At 60.6% G+C, this 19,275-nt stretch carries 22 protein-coding genes and 2 pseudogenes; 7 read left to right on the top strand and 17 right to left on the bottom strand.

The genetic code is table 11. The features are described 5' to 3' along the window. Window positions 1–143: 143 nt before the first annotated feature. Together lepB and RVX_RS13045 are read left to right on the top strand one after the other, a co-directional pair. Complete coding sequence (gene lepB / locus RVX_RS13050) at window positions 144–740, top strand: signal peptidase I (protein WP_007526767.1); 597 nt, start codon at window positions 144–146, stop codon at window positions 738–740. A gap of 274 nt (window positions 741–1,014) precedes the next feature. Further along, window positions 1,015–2,109 (top strand): annotated as a pseudogene (locus tag RVX_RS13045) (YifB family Mg chelatase-like AAA ATPase); the annotation flags it as partial. 427 nt (window positions 2,110–2,536) lie between these two features. Here RVX_RS13045 and RVX_RS13040 read toward each other — a convergent pair. The 12 genes and pseudogenes from RVX_RS13040 to RVX_RS12985 form a co-directional block, all read right to left on the bottom strand. Continuing rightward, a pseudogene (locus tag RVX_RS13040) lies at window positions 2,537–3,607 on the bottom strand (recombinase family protein); the annotation flags it as partial. Further along, on the bottom strand, window positions 3,604–3,789 hold the full coding sequence (locus tag RVX_RS13035) for a hypothetical protein (protein WP_147307552.1): 186 nt from the start codon (window positions 3,787–3,789) through the stop codon (window positions 3,604–3,606). The pseudogene RVX_RS13040 and the gene RVX_RS13035, both read right to left, overlap by 4 nt. 146 nt (window positions 3,790–3,935) lie before the next feature. Continuing rightward, window positions 3,936–4,115 (bottom strand): hypothetical protein, encoded by a 180-nt coding sequence (locus tag RVX_RS13030; RefSeq protein WP_116308221.1) that lies wholly within the window; start codon window positions 4,113–4,115, stop codon window positions 3,936–3,938. 158 nt (window positions 4,116–4,273) lie between these two features. After that, entirely contained in the window at window positions 4,274–4,597 is a 324-nt protein-coding gene (locus RVX_RS13025; RefSeq protein WP_116308222.1) for a hypothetical protein, read from the bottom strand. A 29-nt stretch (window positions 4,598–4,626) separates the two neighbouring features. Further along, window positions 4,627–5,532, bottom strand: coding sequence for a hypothetical protein (locus tag RVX_RS13020; RefSeq protein ID WP_116306304.1), 906 nt, complete (start codon window positions 5,530–5,532; stop codon window positions 4,627–4,629). A 16-nt stretch (window positions 5,533–5,548) separates the two neighbouring features. Continuing rightward, the gene (locus tag RVX_RS13015; RefSeq protein WP_116306302.1) at window positions 5,549–6,448 is read right to left on the bottom strand and encodes a DUF1351 domain-containing protein; all 900 of its coding nucleotides are present in this window, start codon (window positions 6,446–6,448) and stop codon (window positions 5,549–5,551) included. A 2-nt stretch (window positions 6,449–6,450) separates the two neighbouring features. Further along, window positions 6,451–7,500: a hypothetical protein gene (locus tag RVX_RS13010; RefSeq protein ID WP_116306300.1), complete on the bottom strand. Its 1,050-nt coding sequence runs from the start codon at window positions 7,498–7,500 to the stop codon at window positions 6,451–6,453. A 56-nt stretch (window positions 7,501–7,556) separates the two neighbouring features. Next, window positions 7,557–7,847, bottom strand: coding sequence for a hypothetical protein (locus RVX_RS13005; protein ID WP_116306625.1), 291 nt, complete (start codon window positions 7,845–7,847; stop codon window positions 7,557–7,559). A gap of 2 nt (window positions 7,848–7,849) precedes the next feature. Next, window positions 7,850–7,996 carry a hypothetical protein gene (locus RVX_RS13000; RefSeq protein WP_172596576.1) on the bottom strand — a complete coding sequence of 49 codons (147 nt, stop codon included), beginning with the start codon at window positions 7,994–7,996 and terminating at the stop codon, window positions 7,850–7,852. 320 nt (window positions 7,997–8,316) lie between these two features. Beyond that, window positions 8,317–10,638, bottom strand: a complete 2,322-nt coding sequence (locus tag RVX_RS12995; protein ID WP_116306624.1) for a S8 family peptidase — start codon at window positions 10,636–10,638, stop codon at window positions 8,317–8,319. Window positions 10,639–10,641: 3 nt separating this feature from the next. Continuing rightward, window positions 10,642–11,748, bottom strand: a complete 1,107-nt coding sequence (locus tag RVX_RS12990; RefSeq protein ID WP_116306298.1) for an AAA family ATPase — start codon at window positions 11,746–11,748, stop codon at window positions 10,642–10,644. Between the two features lie 131 nt (window positions 11,749–11,879). Next, window positions 11,880–12,386 (bottom strand): S24 family peptidase, encoded by a 507-nt coding sequence (locus tag RVX_RS12985; RefSeq protein ID WP_230404638.1) that lies wholly within the window; start codon window positions 12,384–12,386, stop codon window positions 11,880–11,882. A 610-nt stretch (window positions 12,387–12,996) separates the two neighbouring features. Between RVX_RS12985 and RVX_RS12980 the strand changes: the two genes are divergently transcribed. Further along, entirely contained in the window at window positions 12,997–13,404 is a 408-nt protein-coding gene (locus tag RVX_RS12980) for a hypothetical protein (protein ID WP_116306294.1), read from the top strand. Between the two features lie 31 nt (window positions 13,405–13,435). On the opposite strand, the gene RVX_RS12975 is transcribed toward RVX_RS12980, so the two are convergent. The 3 genes from RVX_RS12975 to RVX_RS12965 all read right to left on the bottom strand — a co-directional run bounded on the left by RVX_RS12975 (window position 13,436) and on the right by RVX_RS12965 (window position 14,671). Further along, entirely contained in the window at window positions 13,436–13,864 is a 429-nt protein-coding gene (locus RVX_RS12975; RefSeq protein ID WP_147307526.1) for a hypothetical protein, read from the bottom strand. Between the two features lie 109 nt (window positions 13,865–13,973). Next, entirely contained in the window at window positions 13,974–14,270 is a 297-nt protein-coding gene (locus tag RVX_RS12970) for a hypothetical protein (protein WP_116306292.1), read from the bottom strand. Window positions 14,271–14,431: 161 nt separating this feature from the next. After that, entirely contained in the window at window positions 14,432–14,671 is a 240-nt protein-coding gene (locus RVX_RS12965; RefSeq protein WP_012612796.1) for a hypothetical protein, read from the bottom strand. Between the two features lie 59 nt (window positions 14,672–14,730). Between RVX_RS12965 and RVX_RS12960 the strand changes: the two genes are divergently transcribed. The 4 genes from RVX_RS12960 (at window position 14,731) to RVX_RS12945 (ending at window position 18,248) form a co-directional block, all read left to right on the top strand. Continuing rightward, a complete protein-coding gene (locus RVX_RS12960) occupies window positions 14,731–15,153 on the top strand; it encodes a phage regulatory CII family protein (RefSeq protein WP_116306290.1) in 423 nt (140 codons plus the stop codon). Window positions 15,154–16,297: 1,144 nt separating this feature from the next. After that, window positions 16,298–17,155: a DUF4373 domain-containing protein gene (locus tag RVX_RS12955; protein WP_196610375.1), complete on the top strand. Its 858-nt coding sequence runs from the start codon at window positions 16,298–16,300 to the stop codon at window positions 17,153–17,155. Further along, a complete protein-coding gene (locus tag RVX_RS12950) occupies window positions 17,152–17,784 on the top strand; it encodes a hypothetical protein (protein WP_116306282.1) in 633 nt (210 codons plus the stop codon). The genes RVX_RS12955 and RVX_RS12950 overlap by 4 nt, the downstream gene beginning before the upstream one ends. Further along, a complete protein-coding gene (locus RVX_RS12945; RefSeq protein ID WP_230404637.1) occupies window positions 17,781–18,248 on the top strand; it encodes a DUF1064 domain-containing protein in 468 nt (155 codons plus the stop codon). The genes RVX_RS12950 and RVX_RS12945 overlap by 4 nt, the downstream gene beginning before the upstream one ends. Window positions 18,249–18,319: 71 nt before the next feature. Here RVX_RS12945 and RVX_RS12940 read toward each other — a convergent pair whose 3' ends face one another. Further along, window positions 18,320–18,793 (bottom strand): protein-export chaperone SecB, encoded by a 474-nt coding sequence (locus RVX_RS12940; protein ID WP_116306280.1) that lies wholly within the window; start codon window positions 18,791–18,793, stop codon window positions 18,320–18,322. Window positions 18,794–18,807: 14 nt separating this feature from the next. Continuing rightward, the gene (locus tag RVX_RS12935; RefSeq protein ID WP_116306278.1) at window positions 18,808–19,275 is read right to left on the bottom strand and encodes a HigA family addiction module antitoxin; all 468 of its coding nucleotides are present in this window, start codon (window positions 19,273–19,275) and stop codon (window positions 18,808–18,810) included.

Below are 19,275 nucleotides of genomic sequence, written 5' to 3'. Positions count from 1 at the left end.
GGCGCAGGGCATGCCCCTGCGGCCACTGCATCAGCGGTGGCGCGCACCGGCCCCGCCTTGGGCGTCAGCCCCTGGCGGGTTTTCGATGAACCGCAAATCCCCGTCCCCGCGCGGCCGCGCGAACGGACGGCGGAGGCACCCGCATGCAACAGAAAAGCCTGCTGTTGGAATACGTGGAGGCGCTTGTCGTCGCCTTTGCGCTGGCCATGCTCATCCGCACCTTCGTGGTGCAGGCGTACAAGATTCCCTCCGGCTCCATGCTCGAAACCCTGCAGATCGGCGACCACCTGCTGGTGAACAAGTTCAGCTACGGGGTCAAGCTGCCCTTCACCCACAAGGTGCTGTTGCCCGTGGGCGACCCGCAGCGCGGCGACATCATCGTGTTCGAGTACCCCGGCGACCCGTCCATCGACTACATCAAGCGCATCGTGGGCGTGCCCGGCGACGTGCTGGAGGTGCGCAACAAGCAGCTGTACCGCAACGGCGAAGCAGTGCAGGAGGCGTACATCCGCCATTCGCAGCCCGGCATCGTCATGCCCGTGCGCGACAACTTCGGGCCGGTCACCGTGCCCGAGGGCCACTACTTCGCCATGGGCGACAACCGCGACGATTCGCAAGATTCCCGCTTCTGGGGCTTCGTTTCGCGCGGGGCCATCCGTGGCAAGGCGTGGGTCATCTACTGGTCGTGGGAAGGGCTTGGCAACGTGCGGTGGGACCGCATCGGCAACGCCGTGCACTAACCGGTGCGCGTCCCCGTGCCGCTGGCCGGGGGAGAGCATCGCGCCGGAGCGGACAGCCGCTTCGCATTCGCATCACATTCGTCCCGTCCCGCGCGCCGTTGCGGGGCGGGGCGTTTTGCTTTAGTGGTTGTTCGGTATCGCCGGGTGCATGTCCTGCATCCGCGATGCGCCCCCGGCCGCGCCGCACCCTGCCATGTCTTGGCATGTCCTGTCGTGCCCGCGCCGTCCGCATCCGGTTCCGCCCGCTCCTCACTCTTTCCGCGCAGGGGGCTTGATGATCGTTCGCGTGGCCTGCGCCGCCCTGCAAGGGGTGGACGCCTTCCGGGTGGACCTGGAGGTTGATCTTGCCCGCCAGGGCATGCCCGCCTTCGTCATGGTGGGTTTGGCGGAAGGGGCGCTGCGCGAATCGCGCGAGCGCGTTTTCGCCGCCATGCGGGCCTGCAACCTGCGCCTGCCGCCCGCGCGCATCACCGTCAATCTCGCCCCCGCCGACCGCCGCAAGAGCGGCAGCGGCTTCGACCTTCCCCTTGCCATCGGCCTGCTGGCCGCCGCCGAGATACTGCCCCAGGGCTGTACCGACGGGTGGTTTCTGCTGGGCGAACTTTCCCTGACCGGCGAACTGAAGCCCGTGCCGGGCGTTCTGCCCGTGGCCGTGCGCGCCCGCGCCGAAGGGGCGCGCGGCATGCTGGTGGCGGCGGACAACGCCGCCGAGGCCGCCGTGGTGGAAGGGCTGCCGGTGTACCCGGTGCGCTCGCTGGGCGAGGCGGCCGCCTTCCTGGCCGGGCAGGCGGACATTGCGGCCGTGCCTTCGGGCGGGCGCGCCGCGTGGGAGCGCGGCCCGGACTGGCACGTGGACTTCGCCGAGGTGAAGGGACAGGAGCACGCCAAGCGGGCCATCGAGATCGCGGCGGCGGGCGCGCACAACCTGCTGTTCATCGGCCCGCCCGGCAGCGGCAAGACCATGCTGGCCCAGCGCATACCCACGGTGCTGCCGCCGCTCTCCTTCGAGGAGGCGCTGGACGTGACCACCATCTACAGCGTGGCGGGCCTGTTGGACGGGCAGGGGCTGATCACCCGCCGCCCTTTTCGCGCGCCGCATCACACCGTGTCGGACTACGGCCTGGTGGGCGGCGGGGCCAACCCGCGCCCCGGAGAGATTTCCCTGGCCCATCGCGGGGTGCTGTTTCTGGACGAGCTGCCGGAATTTCGCAAGACCGCGCTGGAGGTGATGCGCCAGCCGCTGGAAGACGGCGTGGTGACCATCGCCCGCGCCGCCGTCTCGCTGACCTACCCGGCGGACAGCATGCTGGTGGCGGCCATGAACCCCTGCCCATCTGGCTTGAGTTCTTGCAGACAGGAATGCTGTACCGCGTGACCCCTTCGGTGGTGATCCAGAACTCCGGCCGCTGAATTTTCAGGAATTCCCGGCGCTCTTCCTTGGACCAGAAGGGGAACTCGGTGAACGCGGCGGCCATGGCCTCCACTGCCTCTCGGTAGTCCTCCGGTCGCTCGGGTTCAGGGGGCACGGCCAACGCCTCCCGGCGCGCCTCAAGCTGCCCGATCTCCTCTTGCATGGCCTTGGCCTTTCCGGCCACATCCTCCAGCGTGAACACCCCATCCACCACCAAGGTGGCCAGCTTCGCCTTCTTCTGCTTGAGCGCGACAAGACGCCGGTCGAGATCGGCGCGCTCGTGTTCGACATGACATCCGTCGCGCGACTCAAACAAGGCAACCAGCCCGGCAAGCACGAAGTCGGGGTTCGAGAGGTTCTCGGCAATGAAGCTGGCGAGCATCTCTTCGACGGGTTCACGGCGGAGGTAGGAGGACGGGCACGGCGGCACGCCTTTTTGCCTCCAGTGGTGGGCCTTGTTCCGGCAGTAGTAATAGTCCTTGTTGGGGCCAGCCTTTCCGCCTGGCACCGTGTACATGGGACTGCCGCATATCCCGCAGCGCAACAGGCCCGCATAGAGAAAGAGGCGCTTGCTCGCGCCTTTCCTGTCCGTGAAGTCGTTCCACCTGTTGTGGATGATGTCCTGAACCTCCCAGAACACCTCTTCGGGCACCAGTGGGTTATCGATCACCTTCACGCGGATGATCTCTCCCGGCGCGCGGGGCACCTTCCGTTTGTCCTTCTGTCGTCCGTCTTCTCGCACTTTCCGTTCGGGGGCGCGCTTCTGCTTGTAGTGGCGGTATCCGATGTAGATTTCGTTCGAGAGCAGGTTCCGCACGGTGACGTTCGAGGAGAACCCAAGCCGCCGGGCCAACTCGGTGTAGTTGTGCACCCGGTGGCCGTGGAACTGATCGAACAGTTGCCGGACCTTCTCCGCGTCGTCGGTGTAGAAATACCGTTCGGCCTTCCTGTCGTAGCCCACGCCGAAGGGGAGGGAGAGGTGGTTGCCGGGGTGCTTCCCCTGGCGCCGCTTTTCCTCCTTGGCCCCGTGCATGCGTTTCTTGATCTGGGCGAGTTCGTTCCCGGCGATGATCGAGTTGATGCCGGAGATGAGGTAGCCGCTCTGGGTGTTCAGGTCGATGATCTGGTCGGGCAGGTAGATGAGCGCCCCTGCCTCCCTGATGTCTTGCAGGATGGCGAGGGAGCGGAAGTCGTCCGGTCGCAGCAGTCGGTCGAAGTCAGCGCACACGATGCCCTGCGCCCGGCCAGTACGGAGCAGGGAGAGCATCTCGCCGATCTCAGGGGCATGCATGACGGATGCCCCGGACACGTCGATGAGACGGATCGTGCTGAGGACGTTCAGGCCGCAGCGTTCGACCGTCCGGCGGTTCGCCTCGATCTGGCGGGGAATCCCCGCGCGGTCCTCGCCCCCCTGTTCAAGGGTCGAGACGCGCAGGAGTTCAACGACGGGGATCATTGCTCGGTCACTTCCTTCTCTTCGATGCCGCAGAGCTCGCGAGCGATGGACAACGCCCGCATGGTGTCTCCGGTCTTGAACGCCGTGCGCAGAGCCTTGAGCTTTCGCTGGCGCTCCTGCCCCACTCGCAGGGCCAGGGCCGCAACCTTGGTCATGTCGTGGTGTTGGGCAGTCGGCTTCATGTCCTGCATCTCCTTGCTGAGGGCTATTGGCAAGCGGCTTGGGGGGGCTGGCCCCCCCCGTCCGACCATACCGGAGCGGTGTGGCCGGAGTGCCCGCAGCGACGGAGGAGGGGTGTTTTGTCGCTGCGGGTGTTGGGGGGAGGGAACTATTTCTTGCGGTGGCAGAACGGGCACGTCCGGAGCTTGGAGTTGGTGCCGCAATGGGGGCATGCCCTGGGTTTGCTGCCGTCGGTCAGTCGGGCCATCTTGCAGGCCCCGTTGATGGCGGCGAAGTTCTTGGTGGGGCGGGGCTTCTTGGCCGGTGCGGCCTCGTTGCCTTCATGCATTCAGGTGACCTCCTTTGCCGGGGGGCTTGCACCCCCCGGCGGGCTCCTCAAGCCCGGACAGCGAGACAGGCCCTGCTAGTTGCGTGTGATCGCTGCCCGGTTGGCCGTGACGACCCGGCACGGAAGGGAGGATGCCCGGTCGCCACGGCTGTGCCGGGTCAGGAGGCCTTCACCATGTCGGGGAACCACAGGGCGGCCCAGGGGCACGCCGTTCCCGAGACTTCCTTGTCCCCGTCCAGCTTGAGGACAAACGCCCGTTGGCCACCTTCAATGGGGCGCATGTACACGGCGGTGGTGAGGTCTTCGGCCTGATTGCCGAACATCACGATCTCGCCGGGCTTGAGTGTGGCGATGCGCTTGGCGTAGGCAAGGGCCTCGCCTTCGTTCTCGAACTTCGGGAAGTTGGCGCGCTTCCGTTCGCAGGCGCAGTCCTCCATCCCCATCTTGGCCAGAATTCCCAGAAAACCAGCTTCACCAGTCATGTCTTGCTCCTTGGGTCAGGGGTGGTCGGTTACTGCACCGCTTCGGCTTCGGCGTGTGCGGCCATGGGCGGAATGTGGGGGTAGTCGGGATCAAGGTCGGAATCATCCGGCCCGCCATCGTCCGGCTCGTGATCGCCGGTTGCCCCGTCGTCGTAGGCATCGAAGCCGGGGGCGTCCTCGGGCATTTCCTCGCCGTTGTCGGCCTCGTCGCCCGCAGGTTGGTCCGCCGGGGCCGGGCGGGTGTTCATGGTCAGCGGAAGTTGCCGTTCCTCGGCAGTCATCTTGCGGCGCCGCACTTCCTCGTGGGGCGGATGGGCGTCGGTCCAGACCATTTCGCAGGTGTTGTAGTCGGCCACTAGGTCGCAGAAGATTTCGCGCGTCTCGGTGCCTTCGCGCACGACCTTGGACAGGGCGCGGCGTTCATCTTCCTTGGCGTCGATCTGCTTCTTCAACGCCTTGCTCACCCGGTCACGCTCGGTTTCCAGTTCCTCGATCTCGTCATCGAGCCGGGCCATCTCGTCGGCGTACTCGGCCTTCTCGGCTTGCGTCAGTTCCTGCGTGACGGTGATCGTTTCCTGCCGCAGCCAGTTCCTGTCATTGGCGGCTGCCGACGCGCCGGGTTCTTCGGTTGCCGCGTCGTCTTCGCCGGAGGCGTCGTCCTGCTCGGCATCGACCGGAGCCGGGGCCGCGCCCATGCCGTCGGTCAGGCCCTTCTCGTCGCCCAGCCACTCGGGCAGGTTGATGACCACGCCGGTGTCGCCCTTGGTGCCGATGAATTCGATCTGGCTGTGGGGCAACCAGTCCTCGACCTCGCCGCAGCGGATCAGGATCGCGGCGTCGGTCTCCTGGAGGATGTCGGCGGTGATGGTGATGAAGACGGTGTTCTCGGGAAGATCGGCCTGAACCGGGGCCTTTTCCTTCTTCTTGCGGGCCATGGGGCCTCCTTTCCGGCTACGCGGCGCGCATGCCGGGGGTGCGGGTGAACGACGCGCAGAGGCTTTCGAGATGCCGGAGCGAGGCCAGTACAGCGGGCTCGCGCATGGCGTCGTATTCGAGCGTGATGGTCAGCGTCTTGCGCAGGGGGCGTCCGGGCGCGGCAGTGGGGGCCACGGGCTGGAGCACCTGCGCGGACCGGGGCGGGGTGGCGGCGGGAGCCGCCGGGGCGATGCGCATGGCCTGCGCTCGCGCCGAGTAGGCTTGCTCGATCTGGGTCAGGGCTTCGGCTAGGGGCACCTGCAAGTCCTGCAAGCGCAGGAAGGACGAGGCCGGGAGGGAGAAGCCGTAGATTTCGGCCAGTGCTTCGACCTTCTGTTCGATGGCCACGGCCCGGTCCTGCTGCGCCTGTTCGAGGGCGGCGCGTTCCCGCTCCTGCTGGATGTGGCGCAGGATGATAGCCTCGACCTCGGCCTTGACGGTCTTGAGGGGCTTGGTCTTGTTCAGCCAGGCATCCTGAATCGGGATGTCGAGGCCGGGCAGCCCGTGTTCATCGAGGGTGGCCGTAATGAGGAATTGGACTTCCCGGCGCTTGTCCGCGCGCTGGAGTTCCTCGAACGCCTTCACCTGCGCATCGAGTCCGGCGCGGGCCTCCACAATGATGGCGGTGACCGCCTTGATCCGGTCCTCGAACTCCCTGATCGGGGCGCTGACCCGGCGCACTGCTTCCTTGCGGGCCGCTTCGAGCCGGTCGCGCACCTTGTTCAGGCCCGCCATCTCGGACTTGATGGCGGGCACCATGTCCTCGGTGACCACGAGCCCCTCGTAGTTGGCCACGATGGCCCGCACCCACGCTTCGAGTTCCTCGGCGTTGAACGAGATGGCGGGCAGGGTTTCGGTGATCTTCGGTTCGGTCATGGCTAGAACCCCGAGGGCATGTCGCCCATCTGCTGGTTGGCATCGGGCGGGATGTTGAGCAGCGCACCGGACTTGATGCCGTCGATCATCTGGGTGGTTTCGGGCTTGGTGAGTTGGTCGATGCTCTGGATCGAGTCGTCGCCGGTCATGTGGCGCGCGAGGGAGACCAGTGCCACCTCATCGAGCCCGGCCTTCTTGCCCTCGTTGCGCAGCATGGCGAGTTGTGCGGCAGAGGGGGCCGGGGGCTGGTCCGGGTTGTGGGCGGGCTGCTGGTTGCCCTGCTGCGGCGTGGTGGTCTTCTTGCCCGTGCCCTGGGGCTTCTGCTGCTGCGAGGAGGTGGCGGCACCGGCACCGGGAATGACCTCGGGCATGTCCTCGATGTCCTGCGTGAAGATGTCGGAGGCGGCAGTGGAGGTGAGAACCGCGTCCACGAGGGCGCGCTTCTTCGCCATCTTGAGCACCGTGTTGTAGTAGTCGGCGGGGTTGTCGTGCTCGACGCGCTCGCCGTGGGTGCTGATCATCCAGCGCCCTTCCGCGTCCTTCTTGGTGCCGAACTTGGAGCCAGGCAGACCGGCCTTGTTGGCGATCTCGCGCAGGATGCGGGCGGCGGCGGTGGGGTCGCTGCGGCGGGTGTCCCAGTAGTTCTTGGGCACGGGGACGGAGGTGATCTCGCCATCACCGGCGCGGTAACGGTACTTTCCCTCCATGGTGGAGCACAGGCCCACGCCCGCGCCGACCATGACGCCGGTGAGGATGGACACGAGCCGGACCATCACGCGGTACTCACGGTGCCCGCCGGGCATCTCGCGCTCCTGGATGTCGTATTCGGGCGCGAGCCGGAACGTCATGGCCAGCTTCTCGGCCCCGGCCTTGAGCAGGGTGGGCTTGTCGCCGCAGCCGGGGATTTTCCCGAAGTGTTCGCCGTCCTTCATGACGGCGTGCATCACCTGCTGGATGTGCCCCACCTGCGCCACAAGGTCGGTCACCGGCATGTAGTTGGCCGGGGCCGGGGCGTGAGGCGAGATGGGCGCAAGAGTCTGTGCCTGGTTCATGCTGTCCTCCCGTGACAGGGATGTGGGAAAGGTGCGGGTGGGGGCCGCGCGGGGCGTTAGGTCGCCGTTGCCTGGGCCACCTGTTTCAGGCGCTCGCGGGCTGCGAGCCCCTTGTGGTGCCAGTTGACCGCATCGGCGCGGGCGCTGGCGTCCCTGACTTCGCGCCGGAAGCTGTGGCCGTGGTACGAGGGGATGCAGAAGTAGTGGGGCATGATCTCGACCTCGCAGCCGGTGTCGGCCATGTCCACGGCGTAGCCCCATGCCTCGACTTCGTTGGGGTGCTCGACCGTTTCGAGGTGGATGCGGTCTGCGCCCTCGCGGGTGTAGGCGATGGTGAACCACTGCATGGTCACTGCCTCCATCCCTGCGCGCGCTGCCACGTGCGGGCCTGTGCGCTGAGCGCCCCGATCTGCATGGCCACGATGAGCAGGGCCAGCATGTCGGCGCTGTTCGCCCAGACGGGCTTGCCGTTCACTCTGGTGATGATGGTCGCCATGTTCCCTCCGCCGGTAATGAATCAGGTTCGATACCGTGGCCCATTCCCTGCCGTCGCGTGCCTTCCCGCTCCCAAGGGCTTGCGGCTTGCCGTGCTCGGTACTTGCTGGGCACCACCGCCCTCGGCTCCTTCCGTCCGCTCTGCCGGGGTGGCGCTGCTCGCGGGGTGTTCCTCGGTGGTGGTGAAAAGATAGTAGCCATATGTAGAGTTTTGCGCAAGGCGAAATTGCCATACGTAGAAAGTGTAGGCAAAAAAATCACCGCCCGGTGAAGGGCGGTGATGAAGGGGAGGCGGTACGTAGCGGGCCCCGCCGAGGCGCATTATACCCGGACTCTTGCCGTCGATCTCAGTTGTACGGGGACTAAGGCAGGGATCTTAGCCTGTATGGCGCTGTATATATCGATAGGAGCGCGAGTTTCAATGGTTACGACGCAGGCGTATTTGATATGTCTAGGCCGGAACTTGTCGTACTGCCAGTCAGAACGAGCTTGCGCATGGATATCAAGCATGGGATCCTTTAGCGTTCTAGAATGTTTAAATTTCGTCCAGTAATGCTTTGTGGTGTCCCATACGCCAAATTTCCGCCGTTCAGCCTCTGTGAGGTAGAATTTTTTAGAATTTACTGACTCCGGCTTTGGAAGTTTGTGTTCACCGATAACATTTGATTCAACAAGAGCTTTGAACCGTTCAGCTTCCAACTCTCGGTTTACTGTGTATGGTTGTTTGTCAACTGTATATGTATATATGTCACAATGTGGGCGGAACTTTACGTCAGCACCTCCAAGTGTGTATTCATCAGGCATAGATGGAGCAATGTCAGTGGCGTACACGACTGTCCAAGAGAGTTGTATAGTTTTTTTCCCTATCGTATCTGATGGAAGTGGTATGGGAAGAACTGTTCGTCTTCCTATTGGGAGGTCTCCATTATAAAGTATTGTGACCTTGTTCTTTGAGCATGTCGTAAGCTCTGTGATGTCGTAATCAAGTGCTCCCCATCCCCAATTAGGTTTCCAGGCGTCATGGGTGATGGCCTTATGGATCATTAGAGCCTTTGCAGTTTGCGGGGTAAGCGTTGAGTAGTCGTCAACTCTATAGAGAAGGTGGCTGGCCAAATTGCAGGCTAGTGGGGCGGCAAAGCTTGTTCCCTGGGTTGCTGTGCACCCCCCCGCGTCTCCAGCCAAAAAAACGGTAAAAGGTTGTTTGTCGTCACCGCCGAACATGTGAAGGTCTGGCTTTACACAGTTTCCTGATCGGCCCGGGCCTGGGCAGCTATATGGGGTTTTGACGGGCTTCTTGTCTGGGGTGTGTACAAAGGCTCCGATGCCAAGGCCATTTACTATGTCGGCAGGGGGTTGGATTCTGTTCCAAGGAGAAGCGGCTTCGCCTGCATTGCCCGCTGCGACAACAAAAAGTACGTCGAGCTCGAACGCTAATCTGTCGAGTGTGGAGGTGAAGTAGTCAATTTCTTTGTCTTCGATAGGCTGGTCAGGGCCAAAGCTTAAAACATATGTTTTAATGTTCTGATTTTCATCAGAACGGACTGTCTGTTCGATGGCTTCAACCAATGCGTAGAGGTCGAGTTCGGGAATCGATGTGGGGTTAGGGGGTGGGAGAACGCGAAAAGATTTTGCGCGGAAGGCTGGAGGGGTTGTCGCAAGTTGTGGCTTGTCACCGTATAAGACTGCGCCGCACACGGCTGTGCCGTGTGCGATGGATTCATAGGTTGCTGGCTGTGGCGTTATCTCTTCTTGGGTTACCCAAGGGCCAAGCTGGGGAATAGTTGTGTCAACGCCGCCGTCAAACACGCCAATGTATGGAAGGTCTGCCGCGCGTATGCCAATGGGTTTAACAATTTCTGGTCCTGCAATTTTTCCGGATGAAGAAAACCGTGGGAATGAAACTCGCGGCATTGGGCGAATCGATCTGATGGGATTGAGTGTCGCAAGCGCTAAAGCAATTTGTTTTGATGCGCGTATCGGGAGGAAGCGAGGGCCTCCGAGTCGTGCGCCCATATCCCACTTGAAAAGTTCCATGGGATAAGTTTTATCCGTTAGCTCTTCCTGTAAAATTCCCAAGAGCGTGTTCCAGTCGTCAGTTTCGAGAGGATGGATAATGAGTTCTAGGATTGATGGGGAATCGGTGTTGATATTTATAAGTTTTTCAGCAGGCTCATGCATCCTAATGTTATATATTCTTTGTATGGACTTCCTTTCCTGGTCTGTAGTGAAAGCATCATCTTTTAATGCGATGAGCGATTTTTTAAGTGCTTCTGGGGTAGCTTTAAAAAAAAGCCTTCTAGAGGTTTTTGGATCTGCAAATATTCTGTTGTTTCGTTCAGTTTGGGTTATTCCGATTGATCCGTGAAGTTCCCATTGTGCTTTGTCAAAGAACTGTTTGGGATAATAGCTCTTCGCAATGTAATTGCAGTCGAGGTCGACAGCAAAAAAAACGCCGCTCTTGATTCTTTTGTTTTGGGGAATGGCTTCTGCGGCTAGAGTTGTTGCTTCTAGTTGGGGCAGGAGTCTGCTTTTCGCCTCTTCGTAGGTCCATACTGCGTCTTTGTCGTTGAATCCGCCTTGGTATGGTACTTCTCTGGCTAGTTGTTCTCCTTTGGCTAATATTGGTAGCTTGTCTTGATTCATTGTTCACTCCGTTGATTTTGCAATTCTAGATATTGTTGTGTGTGAAACGCCTATTATTTCTGCGAGTTTTCGGAGAGTAAAGAATCTAGGGTTGCTGGACCTTGCTGCTGTGACAAAAGATCTTTTTGCTGTTTCTGAGAATTCATTGAAGTCGATTTCAGCAGCTATTTCTGACATCATTGCTTCTTCTATCCGTATGTTGTCAACGATAGCACGGGCTTTTGATCGTCTCGCATATTCTTTTATATCTGCTCCGCTTGATGATTCCAATATCTCTGCAATGAGATGGGTCAATGTCGGAGATATTTTGTTGTTTGATATATATTTTTGTAGAATTTTTTGTCGAACATCTGTGTCTGGAAGTGGTATTTCTATCCATTTTGAAAACCGCCTCTTGAAAGCATGATCTATTGATTCGGGCATGTTTGTTGCCGCAATTATTATTGAGTCGTCAGGCCAGTTTTCTATTTCTTGAAGTAAGACGGTTACAACCCTTTTCATTTCTCCAACGTCATTATCGCTATTACGTTGTGCCCCTAAGGCGTCAAATTCATCCAAAAGCAGTATACAGCGCTCAGATTTTGCCGCATCCAGAGCTTTTTTAATGTTGTGCCCAGTCTGGCCTAGGTAGCTAGTAATAACAGCCGCTAAATTCAGACTGAGCAATGGCAGTTCTAGTTGGCTTGCAAGCCACATGGACAGGCTGGTTTTTCCTGTTCCTGGCCTGCCCATGAGTGCTAAGCTGGATGGTGGCAATACGCCGTTTGCTTTGAGAAGGTGGGCGTTTTGTCTCTCTAAAACAAAACGGGATATTTCGTCTTTAGTTTTTGCGGGCAGGATGGGACATTCGAAGTCTTTGGGTACTTCGAAGCGCTGTATTAATTCGAGACCAGAGTCTTGGTCGCGTAATTCGTGGCCGAGCTTCTGGAAGCTCCGGGTTGCCCCCGTTCCGCCCGTTGTGGAGATGATGCGAGAGAGCCGCACAGCAAGGTCTGGGTTTTCGGCGTGTATTCTTTTGAATTTTTTGCGAATAACGGTGAGGGCCTCGCGGTCATTGCGGCGCGACGCCATGGCTGTGAGCTCTTCGAGAAGTTCGGTTACGTGCTGCATTTTTCAACATTGGAACACATTGCATCACGCGTCAAACGAAAAATTACACAAGCATATCTAATTGTGTGTTTTTATTCTGTATTAAATCTTATAATTTTGTAACATGTCCATTTCGCACAGACGCTTGCTTGCTACTTACCGCTCACATCACTCCATGCCCAAATGACCCGGCCCACGATGGCCCGGTGCCAATCACCCTCGAAATCGCGCTTGAGGCTGTATACCTCGGGCGGGTAGGCCGCCGCGTTGTCCGAGTAGTAGGTGAGGCGGTAGTCCTTCTCTTCCGGCAGGTGTTGCGCATGCACGCGCTTTACCTTGCCCGCTCCATCCGGGTCCATCACAAGCATGATACGCCCCGGCCTGTCCGCGTTCTTGTCCTGCCTGTCCACGAGCACGATGTCGCCGGGGGCCAGCGTTGGGGCCATCGAGTCCGACCCCTTGGCAATCCGGACGGCGATCAGGTCTGCCCTGTGGCGGATGGTTTCCTGATGTCTCCAGACGAGAAACCACGAGAGCAACTGTCCTTGAGGGATGATACCCGGCCCGGCTCCGGCCTCGTCCACCAGCGGGACGGCGTAATAGTCCTCATGCTCTGGCGTGGGGAGGCCGTTCCCGGCAGCGGTGACCTTGGCATCCACCCAGCAGACTTCGCGAGGGGACGGGCTTTCTCCTCTGTCAATGAGGGTTAAGCCTGCGCTATCCGCTAAGCGGGCAATCTGGTTGAGCCATTGGGAACGTTCTTTGTCCAGAAGGCGCGACAAAGTGGAGGTGTGGGTCTCAGCGGCCTTGGCCAGCCGAGACTTCTTTCCCTCGAACCGTTCATCGATCGCGCGGTTTAAACCCGAGATGAAGTCTTCGTAGAATCCCATATTCCTATTGAACATGTTGGTCGGCACTTGGCTACTAGCCATGATGAGATTTTGTGTTGATGCTATTTCTACGTTTGGCTACCATTGAGCCATGGACATCAAGCAAGACATAGACCGGTTTCTGGCTGAGTCAGGTTGGACGCCGTACCGCCTTGCAAAGGAATCTGGCGTCAACATTAACATTATTCGACGGATTCAGCTCGGACGGCGACAGGGCATGAGCTCGCGCACTTTGGGTAAGTTGGTGCCGTTTCTGTACCCTGCTTTTCTCTCGCCTTCCCCCACTCCACCCCGCGACGCGGCCTGACGGCATGGCATGCCCATGCTGCCGGGCCGCGTTGTCACTTCAACCCGCCTGCGGGCGGCATCAGGAGGCAGCATGCAGATGTTCGGGCGCTTCCACTTCTTCGAGCGCAAGGAGGCCAAGGGCTCACCTGTGCCGAGCATCCACGCCTACTTCGAGTTCCTGCACGAAGACCGGCCCGAGTTCTGGTTCCACGTGAAGGGCGTGGGCTCGCTGCGCTTCAAGCAGGTACGTCGCACTCTCTACGAATTAGCCGAAGCACGTCCGGAAGTTGGGCCACTCCCTCGAGGCGGTGGTCTGTCCCAGCGGGAAATCGAGTGGCTGCGTGAGCAATGGGGCTGGCACGCGGGCGGCTATACGACACCGGCCTTGGACTTCTCTGGCTTGTGGCGGGCGCTACGCACCTTGAAGTTACTCGCCTGTGGGCGAGGCTCCCGGCCCAATTGCGGAGGAAGTTCTGCGTTGCATCACGATGGCGTGTAGAGGGCGGGTTGTCATGCCGGGATGTCATACGTCAGGGGTGAGTGCGCTTCTTGGTCTTGTTGTCGGAGTCCTGTTCGGAAGCATGTATCTCTTCTGCGGATGGAGATTTCTTGATTCGTTCATCGTGGCGTTTTGCATTTTCATCGAAAAGATATTCTAGAAAATCATCACGCTTCTGCTTTGATAATTTGTCAGGTGCGTGATGGTAAACAAGTGATGCATACGCCATATGGCGAAGAAGTATGTCTTCAAAGTAGGGAAGCGAATCATATGCACCCATGGATCGAATCGTCTCAACCTTAATGCGCCATTCCTCAATGGCGGTCTCATACGCAAGGCCTCGGACATGCCTGAGATCAGCCTGACGGCTTTCGTATACCTGTGTCCCAATGGCGGCTGTTGCTCCGATTACGGCCCCTGCGAGAGCAAAAAGGCCAGACATGTAGGGTTTCGCGTCCATGAAGTCCTCCCTCGGTTGAGAAGGTTGGAGTGGCTACCGCCTCCATACCGAGGGTTCGCAGCCGGGAGCAACCTGCCCCCGGTGTTGCGGGCGGGAGGGTGATCCTCCGCTACAGTTGGTAGATGACCTTGGCGATGCGGCCCGGTTGCGTGGCGTCATAGTCAGCACGAGGGCCGGGAAACGGGATGTCTGTGAGTTCGATCTCCTCGATGTCCTCCAGTCGGTAGGTCCGCCAGCCAGCAACAGGGAACGGCGTGTCCGGGATGGGGGATTGATAGGACTTGAGCAGGAGCTTGCCGTTGGCGCTGAGTCCCAGAAGGTGTGGCTCGATCATGCATTCATGCTCTGCGCAGCGGACGAAAAGGCAGCAGCGGTTCCGGATGGCGGTACTGATGAGATCGTTCATGAAGTGCCCCGCGAGAATGAGTGTGCTGATGGGTAGTTATCTCTTCCTGTGGGGTAGGGCGGGCACACGGGCAAGGTCAATTATGCAGCATGATTTTTACAGGACGCGGGGCGCTGCTGCCGGAGGAGGCTGGCCGGGTGCTGGCGGTGCAGCATCCTGCATCAAGGGTGCATCGGCAGCCGTAGCTGGTACTCGGCGCGCAGGCGCGCCCCATGCCCTCCCGCGTGGTGACGCAGAGCCGTTGCAACCACGGCATCAAGCAGCGAGCCGGACAACGCGGGGGAGGGGAGCAGGACGGATCGCCAGTCCACGTCTCCCGGCGAGGTCAGGCGGACCAGGGCGACGTGGTTGCCGTTCAGGCACCGGCGGCTGGTGACGTGGGCATGCACCTTCTTTTCCATGCTCACACGTTACCCCGACAAACGCCAAGAGAAAATGAAACTTGTCAGGAGGTTGTTTAATGCGCGCGTTGGAAGATGTGATCGCGGACATGGTGGAGAACTCGGGGCGGACCCTGACTGCCATCGCCGCCGAGATCGGCAAGCACAAGTCCACGCTCTCGCGCGAGCTTTCCCCCTATGACGCGGGCGCGAAGCTCGGCGTCGAGTCGCTGGTGCCGCTGATGCGGGCCTGCGGCTCCGTGGCCCCGCTGGAGGCGTTGGCCGGGTTCATGGGCTACGGGCTGCGGCCCCTTGGCGGCGAGCCGGATGGCCGGAGCATGGAGGACGAGTGCCTCCAAGGCTACGAGGCCGTGACCGACTTCATCAAGGCCGCGCGGGCCGGGCGGCACTACACCGACCTCATGCCCAGGCTCCGCGCCGCACTCAAGGAACTGGAGGACGTGGTTGTGCGTGCCAGAAACCGGGACAGCGGCGCGGGGTAGGCGCTCACTGTGGCATGTAGTGTGGCTGCGGACTGTGGAACCACTTTGGCTGTGACGCAGTAGTGCTTGGCCCGAAAAGAGAGAAGCCCCCGTGGTGCAGACGGAGGCTCCTCAGAGAGGGAGTACATCGGAGGTGATGTGCTCTCAAGAGATGTAGTGTCTACTTCTGGTGCGGTCAACATGAATTGCTGATGTTGCGCAATAACCACAAAGGGATACGCAAGGCGGGATAGCGCGGCGGTGACGCCGTGTGCCCATGCATGAAGGGGGCGCGTGTGACGGGACAGTACGGGCAGCGTGAAGTCCCATTGGCGGGTGGTTCCCGGCACTGCGATGCAGGGGTGGCAAGCCTGCGTGCGTCCGGGGTTGGTCGCTCCCCTGCGCGGGGCGATGCTCAGGGCGTGCCCTGTGGATGCCCCTACCGCCCCAAGTCGCCCGAGCAGATCGGCTACACGACGCCGGAGGCTGCCCGCGCCGCGTATCTCCGCTATCCCCACCTGCGCCCGTGCCCCTTCACCAAGCCACCCTGGCAGTGGCTGCACGTCGAGTGGTGCAAGACCCGTTGCTGGGGGAGGAGGGGGCAGGAGCCGGAGGGGAGGGGGAGAGGGGGGCACCCTGTCCGGTAGGAAGGCGTTTTTTTTCGCCGTCGCTAAAAGACGTGCGGCAAGGTCACAGCTATTCGGCAGGGCAGAGATGCGTGTGAGAATTAACGGGCAAAGTTCTGCAATGCCACTGGGTCGGTGCGTGGTAGCCGAGAAAGAGCCTCAGTAAATTTTGGCTGGGCGCAATTCGTTTGCATAGCTTGCGCTGGTTCCGGAAATCCGGGGTCGGACATGCGAGGATAGTCATGAAGTTGGAAACGACGCTCACGTGGACGCGGTACGACGGCACGCCGGGCACATTGCCCGAAGTGGGTCAGAGCGTGCTGCTTGAACGGGGCGGAAGGGTGCTGGCTGGCGCGGCCCGGCTGTACTCCCTCCCATCCGCTGGGCGGTTGTGGTTGTGCCGCGACGAATGGTTGGCTCTTGTCCATGGTGACCTTTGGGCACCGTGGCCGGATGCGCCGACACGGCGCGGAAGAGGATGAGATGAGACGCAGGACGCGGGGGCTAGGGTCACGGCTGGTGACCAAGGAGTGGCTGTCATGAGGTGGTTCAAGCATCTCACCGGTGCGCATCAAGACGAGAAAATGGCGCGCCTCGTGTCCGAGCTCGGACTTGAGGGGTACGGCTTCTATTGGCTCATCCTGGAGACAATCGCCGGGCAAATCGAGGCCGGGAGCAATCGCACCGCGCTGACCTATCCGGTTGCGTTTTGGCGGAAAATCACCGGGTTTTCTCCGAAAAAACTGCGGAATTTCGCTGAAATTTGCTCGAAAATTGGAATTTTCTCGGCGGAATTTTCCGAAAACTCACTCACCATCGATATCCCCAACATACTGAAATACCGCGACGAATGGTCGAGGAAGAAGGTCAAGAACTCCGGAGTCGCTCCGGAGCCGCTCCGGACCAAAGATACAGAGACAGATACAGAGACAGAAGGAGATAAGCCCCCCCCTACCCCCCCGTTGGGGGGTGGAGACGGGTTGGGGCCGGTCGATTCTCTCCCTCCCGAAGAGCCTGATGCGCCAGAGCCGCCTCGCCATGTCCCGGACATCGAGCTTGAGCAGTTCCTCGACGCCTACCCTGAGCGGGCCCGGCAGCCGATCTACGCCGTCTTGCCGTCGTGGCTGGCCATGAAGAAGGCCAGGGCGTACCCCGGCCTCCCCCGGCTCTTCGATGCCCTGTCCGAGTGGGAGGGCAGCGAGCAGTGGGCCAAGGAGGGCGGGCGGTTCATCCCGTCGCCCCAGAAGTTCCTCGCAGGGCGGTTTTGGCTCAATAAGCCGCCACGGTCGCCGGACCCGTACGCCAACCTGCGGGGCAAGTCGTTCCACGAGATCAACACCGCCGACTATGAGGCCAGGCTGGCCAGAGAAGCAGAGCAGACGGAGGTACGGGCATGAGCAAGGCAACGCCAAAGAACATGGGCCGGACGGCATTCGAGGCGCTGGTCAGCGATGTCTACGCGGGGTTCGGGTGCAACCCACCCGGCGAGCGTTCCCGCGACATCTGGTTCGAGCAGTGCGGGCATGTCCCGTCGGGGCCACCGCTGGAGTGGATTCGGCAGCGTCTGCTCGACGGCGCCACGCTGCCGCGCAACCTCGGCCAGGCTATCCGCGTGCTGTGGGAGGAGTGGCAGGCCAACCACCCCGAGCAGGTGGTCAGCGATTCCCGCTGCTGCCCGGAATGCGATGTGCCGGGCGTGATCTTCGCCTGGGCACCGGCCCGCGATCCGCGCACCGGAACGGAGACGTGGCAGCGCCTGGTCCGCCGGTGCCGGTGCCATCCCGGCGGCAACGGGGAGACCCGACGCGACATCGAGGCGCTGGGACTCATGGTCATGCCGCGCGGCTACGTGGGCGGCACCGTCGCCTTCGAGCGCGAACGCCTCGGGCTCTACCCGGACAGGGGCAACCATGGCGGGCCGGTGCCGCGCGCGGTGCGGGCCTTCGAGCGTGGCGGCGTGGACTGGCAGGAGCGGCCGGAACACGAGCGGGCACGCGCCGAAGCCCTGGCGGGGGTCGCACGATGAGCACGGTCAGCGCAGCAGAGATCAAGGCGGCTGGGGGGCTGGAGAAGTGGATGCGCAACCGTGCGCCGGTGCAGACAGCGCCATCCGTGCAGCGCCCGGCAGGTGTCCCGGCGCCGGTGAAGGCCAAGGGGCGGCTTCCCGCGCCTGGTCGGACCTACCGCAACGAGGGGATGAACCAGACCGAGGCCCGGTATGCCGAGTATCTGGCCGCCCTCGAACGGGCGGGCAAGATCGTGGGCTGGGACTACGAGGGGCTCAAGCTGCGGCTCGCCGACAAGACGTTCTACACGCCCGACTTTCTCGTGATCCGGGCGAGTGGCGTTGTCGAGCTTCACGAGGTGAAGGGGCACTGGGAAGACGATGCCCGTGTGAAGATCAAGGTCGCGGCCAAGCAGAAGCCCTGGTTCACATTCGTGGCCGTGAAGCCTGGCAAGCGCGGTGAGTGGGACGTGGAGAGGTTCTAGGCGCATTTAGGAATGCGAGTTGAGGAGGGGCGGGTAATCAAAAGCCCCACCGAGGTGGGGCCTGTAGATGTTCAGATGGATGAGGGGAGTTGTGGCGCTTCCTGTTGATCGCTTGGTGCATCTCCATTGGGGAGGAAAGAGACCGTGGGGAGATATATTGGAGGATACGGTCCGCGTTGGGTCAGGGTGTATATATATTCTCGCGCTGCACTGTACAGAAGAGAAGCTCCTATGCATGCTGCAATGCCTTGGCGTTCTGCTTCGGGTACCTCGTTGCCGACTTTGATGAAGCCGACAACCTTAACCCTGACATTATACGCCTTTATCATGTCTTCTGCTTCTTCTGTCCAAACAGTGAGAGTCACCAGGAAGTCTTCTGAACCCTGTATTGGGGGGGCGAGCTCTACATCTCGTTTAAATTCATATCCAATTGGTTTCCGGGCATTGATGTCCGAGATTGCAGAGGCGTCAGCGATAACCTCGACCTCAGTAAAGAAGTGGGCCGAGATTTCCACGGGCGGCTTTCTGGTATTCTTAATTTCCATTTGTAATCCGTGTGCTAGGCAGCCAATGGACGCTGTAGCCCGCAGGTATTGCTTTGGATACTCGTCGGTAGAGGGATGGTTCTCTGCATCTGTCCGAGCAGGCCTCGGTACAACTCTATTGTTTCGGTTTCTTTCGCGTGGCTGGGCTTTTCCCACGCGACGTGATCTTTATAGGCTGTGGTGTGGGCCTCAATCTCACGTGCTGTGTGCGGTATTATTTTAGAGAGTTCTTCTTCTTTTTCATGCTCGACTATTGATATGTCATATGCAGCCTGAAGGTTCATCCAGAATTCTGAGCTTGTTCCAAAAAACCTTGCAAGCCTAGTGGCTGTGTCAGCTGTAATGTTTCTTTTCAGGCGTACAATATCGTTTATGCGCGTTGCAGAAGCGCGTATTTCGACAGATAATGCGTGCGGTGTCATGTTTAAAGGCTTAAGAAATTCTTCAAGCAGTATTTCGCCGGGGTGCGTGCGTATGCGCAT

Origin of the sequence: Nitratidesulfovibrio sp. HK-II, assembly GCF_003402415.2 — a bacterium.
Lineage (GTDB): Bacteria > Desulfobacterota > Desulfovibrionia > Desulfovibrionales > Desulfovibrionaceae > Cupidesulfovibrio.
This window is presented reverse-complemented; position numbering and strand designations above follow the sequence as displayed.

Coding starts and splice junctions, on each gene's coding strand:
- RVX_RS13035 (WP_147307552.1), bottom strand. CDS start 3,789: ATGAAGCCGACTGCCCAACACCACGACATGACCAAGGTTGCGGCCCTG.
- RVX_RS12955 (WP_196610375.1), top strand. CDS start 16,298: ATGAGGTGGTTCAAGCATCTCACCGGTGCGCATCAAGACGAGAAAATG.
- RVX_RS12935 (WP_116306278.1), bottom strand. CDS start 19,275: ATGCGCATACGCACGCACCCCGGCGAAATACTGCTTGAAGAATTTCTT.
- RVX_RS12970 (WP_116306292.1), bottom strand. CDS start 14,270: ATGAACGATCTCATCAGTACCGCCATCCGGAACCGCTGCTGCCTTTTC.
- RVX_RS12975 (WP_147307526.1), bottom strand. CDS start 13,864: ATGGACGCGAAACCCTACATGTCTGGCCTTTTTGCTCTCGCAGGGGCC.
- RVX_RS13010 (WP_116306300.1), bottom strand. CDS start 7,500: ATGAACCAGGCACAGACTCTTGCGCCCATCTCGCCTCACGCCCCGGCC.
- RVX_RS13030 (WP_116308221.1), bottom strand. CDS start 4,115: ATGCATGAAGGCAACGAGGCCGCACCGGCCAAGAAGCCCCGCCCCACC.
- RVX_RS12965 (WP_012612796.1), bottom strand. CDS start 14,671: ATGGAAAAGAAGGTGCATGCCCACGTCACCAGCCGCCGGTGCCTGAAC.
- RVX_RS13020 (WP_116306304.1), bottom strand. CDS start 5,532: ATGGCCCGCAAGAAGAAGGAAAAGGCCCCGGTTCAGGCCGATCTTCCC.
- RVX_RS13025 (WP_116308222.1), bottom strand. CDS start 4,597: ATGACTGGTGAAGCTGGTTTTCTGGGAATTCTGGCCAAGATGGGGATG.
- RVX_RS12945 (WP_230404637.1), top strand. CDS start 17,781: ATGAGCACGGTCAGCGCAGCAGAGATCAAGGCGGCTGGGGGGCTGGAG.
- RVX_RS12995 (WP_116306624.1), bottom strand. CDS start 10,638: ATGAATCAAGACAAGCTACCAATATTAGCCAAAGGAGAACAACTAGCC.
- RVX_RS12960 (WP_116306290.1), top strand. CDS start 14,731: ATGCGCGCGTTGGAAGATGTGATCGCGGACATGGTGGAGAACTCGGGG.
- RVX_RS12980 (WP_116306294.1), top strand. CDS start 12,997: ATGCAGATGTTCGGGCGCTTCCACTTCTTCGAGCGCAAGGAGGCCAAG.
- RVX_RS12950 (WP_116306282.1), top strand. CDS start 17,152: ATGAGCAAGGCAACGCCAAAGAACATGGGCCGGACGGCATTCGAGGCG.
- lepB (WP_007526767.1), top strand. CDS start 144: ATGCAACAGAAAAGCCTGCTGTTGGAATACGTGGAGGCGCTTGTCGTC.
- RVX_RS13000 (WP_172596576.1), bottom strand. CDS start 7,996: ATGGCGACCATCATCACCAGAGTGAACGGCAAGCCCGTCTGGGCGAAC.
- RVX_RS12940 (WP_116306280.1), bottom strand. CDS start 18,793: ATGGAAATTAAGAATACCAGAAAGCCGCCCGTGGAAATCTCGGCCCAC.
- RVX_RS12990 (WP_116306298.1), bottom strand. CDS start 11,748: ATGCAGCACGTAACCGAACTTCTCGAAGAGCTCACAGCCATGGCGTCG.
- RVX_RS13005 (WP_116306625.1), bottom strand. CDS start 7,847: ATGCAGTGGTTCACCATCGCCTACACCCGCGAGGGCGCAGACCGCATC.
- RVX_RS13015 (WP_116306302.1), bottom strand. CDS start 6,448: ATGACCGAACCGAAGATCACCGAAACCCTGCCCGCCATCTCGTTCAAC.